1 protein-coding gene is annotated in these 4454 nt (G+C 68.8%); it reads right to left on the minus strand.

The window, feature by feature from the left end:
• Positions 1–4454 (minus strand): condensation domain-containing protein (locus ACWEWT_RS38490; RefSeq protein ID WP_452565887.1); only part of this gene is annotated, 4454 nt, incomplete at both ends.

Consider the following 4454-nt stretch of genomic DNA (forward strand, 5'->3'; position numbering starts at 1 on the left):
TCCGACTGCATCCACACCAGACGATTCACGATCGCCGCATGCGAAACAGCCACACCCTTCGGACGACCCGTCGAACCCGACGTGAAAATCACATATGCCGTATTCGACGCCCGCAACGGCGCCACCCGATCCACATCCGTCACCGGCGTCTCGGGGTACCCGGACAGATCCAGCTTGTCGATCCGCACCTGGGCGGTATCGATCGGCAGATCGTCCCCGGACGTCAGGACACAGACCGGATCCGCGGTGGCCAGGATGTATTCCGTGCGCTCGGCCGGATGATCCGGATCCAGTGGTACATAGGCACCACCGGCGAGAGCGACCGCGTACATACCGACCACGAGATCGATCGAACGCCGCATACCGAGGGCCACATACGATTCCGGGCCGACCCCGCGGTCGATCATCCACCGCGCCAGCGGGTTCACCCGCGCGGCGAACTCGGCGTAGGACAGCGTCCGGTCGCCGAAGGTGAGCGCGGGCGCGTCCGGCGTGCGGGCGAGCTGCGCGCCGAACACCGACACCAGGGTCGCGGCCGAATCGACGGGATACGCGGTGTCGTTCCACCGGCGCAGCACCAGTTCGCGTTCCGCGCCGTCGAGCAGGTCGATCTCGCCGAGCGACCGGTCCGGCGCGGTGGTGATCGCGGTGAGCACCCGCACCAGCTGGCCGGCGATCCGCCGCACCGCGGGCTCGTCGAACATGTCCTGCAGATAGCCGACGCGCAGGCGCAGCGTGCCGCCCAGCGAGGCGATCAGGCTCAGCGGGTAGTGGGTGGCGTCGATCGCGCTCAGCCCGGTCACCGCCATCCCGTCGATATCGGTGGCCTGCGCCTGGATACCCTCGGCATCCACCGGATACGACTCGAACACCAGCAGGGTGTCGAAGAGCGTCGCGACGCCCGCCGCGCCCTGGATATCCGCCAGACCCACATAGTGGTGATCCAGCAGATCGGCCTGTTCGCCCTGGGTCCGGGTGAGCAGTGCGCGGGCGGGTTCGCTCTGGTCGAAACGCACCCGCACCGGGACGGTGTTGATGAACAACCCGACCATGGTCTCCACCCCGGACAGCTGCGGCGGCCGTCCGGAGACGGTGGCGCCGAACAGCACATCGTCGCGGGCGGTGATCCGGCCGAGCAGTACCGCCCAGGCCACCTGCAACACCGTGTTGGCGGTGATACCGAGTTCGGCGGCCAGTGCGGTGATCCGCGCGGTGGCCGCGGTGTCCAGCTCGAACAGGTATTCGCTCGACAGCGCCTCGATCTCGTGCGCGGAATCTCCGCCGCCGGATTCCGGGCGGCTGAGCAGGGTCGGTTCGCTGACCCCGGCCAGCGCCTCGGCCCACACCGCCAGCGACGCCCGGTGGTCCTGCCGGCCGACCCAGTCCAGGAAGTGCCGGTAGGAGCGGGCCGCGGGCAGCGCGCTGCCGTCGGCGCGTACGGCGTAGAGCGCCAGCAGATCCTGCATGAGCAGCGGCATGGACCAGCCGTCGAGCACGATGTGGTGGTTGGACACCACGAACTGCCAGGTATCGGGTCCGGTCTTGATCAGGGTGAACCTGATCGGCCGCGGTTCGGTGAGATCGAAACGCCGCATCCGGTCGGCGTCGACGAGATCGTCGGAGACACCGGTGGCACTGCGATCGTGCTCGGTCCAGTCGGCCCGCACCTCGTCGAGCACGACCTGCACCGGATCACCCGTCCGGCCGGTGACGAATACCGTGCGCAGGTTCTCGTAGCGATCCACCAGGGCCTGTGCGGCCGCTCGCAGTCGTTCCGGGTCGACCCGGCCGGTCAGCGTGAGCACCGCCTGCGCGGTGTACACATCCACCGAGGTGGCGGCGAGTTGCGCGTGGAACAGCATCCCGGCCTGCAGCGAGGACAGCGGCCACATATCGGCGACCGGCATCGGGAACCGCTGCTCGATGCGCTCGATATCCGGCTGCGATACCGCGACCAGCGGGAAGTCCGACGGCGTATGGCCGCCCGCGTCCGCGGAACCGGCATGGTGGGCGACCGCTTCCAGCGCCCGCACCCACAGGTCACCGAATTCGGCGGCCTCGTCGGCCGACAGCAGGGTGGACGGATAGCCCATCCGCGCGGTCAGGGTATCGCCGGCCACGATGGCGTTGATATCCAGCAGCGCCATGGCCGGCATATCCGAGTCGTAACCGACGTCCACGGTCAGCCCGCTCGCCGGGAGCCAGCCGAAACCGTGCATCTCGTCGGGGATCTCACCGGCGCCGACCCGGCCCAGGTAGTTGAAGTTCACCTGGCCCGGCATCTCCCGGGGGAAGTCGGCGGCGGTCTCGGAGTTCATGTACCGCAGCAGGCCGTAACCGACGCCCTTGTCCGGTACCGCGAGCAATTGCTCCTTGACCAGCTTCAGCGCGGCGCCCAGTTCCGGACCACCGGCGAGGGCGGCCTCGATATCGATCCCGGCCGGTTCGAACCGGACCGGGAAGAGCGCGGTGAACCAACCGACCGTACGGGACAGATCCGCCCCGGGCACGATCTCTTCCTCACGGCCGTGGCCCTCGAGTCGCACCAGCAGCGGATCGTCCAACGGCACGCCGGGCACCCGCCGCGCCCGCCAGGCGGCCATCGCCAGCACGAGTGCGGTGAGCAGGCCGTCGTTCACACCGCCGTGGAACAGCGCCGGCACGGTGGTGAGCAGCGCCTGGGTGACCTCCGGTGAGACCCGTACCGCGTGGACCGCGACGACTCCGGAGGTATCCACCGCCGGATCCATCCGGCGCTCGGTGAGCAGCGGATCGGCGGTGCCGGCGACGGTCCGCCAGTACTCCAGTTCGGCGAGCCGCTCCGGGCTGTGCGCATTGCGTTCGAGCGCATGCGCCCAGGTCCGGACGGAGGTGACCGGTGCGGGCAGTTCGGGGATCTGGCCGGCGCTGCGCGCCACGGCGGACAGCACCAGATCGGGTACCAGGACACGCCACGACACACCGTCGACCGCGAGGTGGTGCACGATGACCACCAGATGCCCGTGCCGTTCGGCGGTATCGGGTTCCAGCCAGACGAACCGGACCACCACACCCTGCTCGGGATCGAGCCGGTCCAGCGCGGAATCGGTCGCGGCCGTGGCGATCGCGGACAGTTCGTCACCGGTGACGGCACTGTCGAACACGGTGTGGTCGATCAGCGCATCCACGTCGAGGCTGCCCGGCGCGGCGGTTTCCACGATCCAGTCACCGTCGGTGGAGTAGAGGCGCGACCGCAACATATCGTGCCGGTCGACCACCGGGCGCACCACGGCGGCGATGGTGTCCCGGTCGATACCGACCGGGAGGTCCAGGGTGATGAGCTGGTGGAACCGGCCGAAGGAACCGGGCCGTTCGGCCATGAACCGCACGATCGGTGTCGGTGGCATGGTGCCGACACCGCCGCCGGGCATTTCGACGAGGGTGGGCGCGACGGCCTCGGTGTCCGCGGATTCGGCGATCGAGGCCAGCCCGGCCACCGTCCGCTGTTCGAAGACATGCCGCGGGGTGAAGACCACGCCGCGTGCCTTCGCGCGGGACACCAGCTGAATGGAGACGATACTGTCGCCGCCGAGGGCGAAGAACGAATCGTCCACGCCCACCCGGTCCACGCCGAGCACCTCGGCGAAAACCTCGGCGATGATCTGCTCGACCGGCGTCCGCGGCCCGCGGAAGGCGGTACGCGCCTGGAACACCGGTTCGGGCAGGGCTTTCCGGTCCAGCTTCCCAGCGGGGGTCAGCGGGATCCGGTCGATGACCATGACGGCCGCGGGCACCATGTAGTCGGGCAGCCGCTCGGCGACGTACCCGGTCACCGCGGTGACGTCGACCGTGGCGCCGGGCGCCGGTACCACGTACGACACCAGCGATACCGCGCCCGCGGCGTTCTTGTGCCCGGTGGTGACCGCGAAGTCCACGGTCTCGTATCCGGTGAGCGCCGCGTCGATCTCGCCCAGTTCGATCCGGAAACCACGGACCTTCACCTGGAAATCGTTACGACCCACATACTCGACCGCCGGATCACCGGCACCGTTACGACCCCACCGCACGATGTCACCCGTGCGGTACAACCGCGAGCCGGGCGCACCGAACGGATCAGCCACGAAACGCTCAGCAGTCAAACCGGCCCGCGCGTGATAACCACGCGCCAACTGGATCCCACCGACATACAGTTCCCCGGCCACACCCTCGGGTACCGGATTCAACCGATCGTCGAGCACGAGCGTGCGCATACCCCGCACCGGACCACCGATCGTGACCCGGTCACCGGCACTCAGCACACCACTGATATTCGTGGCGACCGTCGCCTCGGTCGGACCGTAGGCATTGTGGAAGCGACGCGCGACCCCACCCTCCGGCGCGGTCGACCATTTCGCGACGAGATCCGCCGAGATGGCTTCACCACCGGCGATGATCACTTCCATACCCGCCAGATCCGCCGGATCCAGCGACGCCAG

It is taken from the genome of Nocardia sp. NPDC003963, assembly GCF_053605105.1.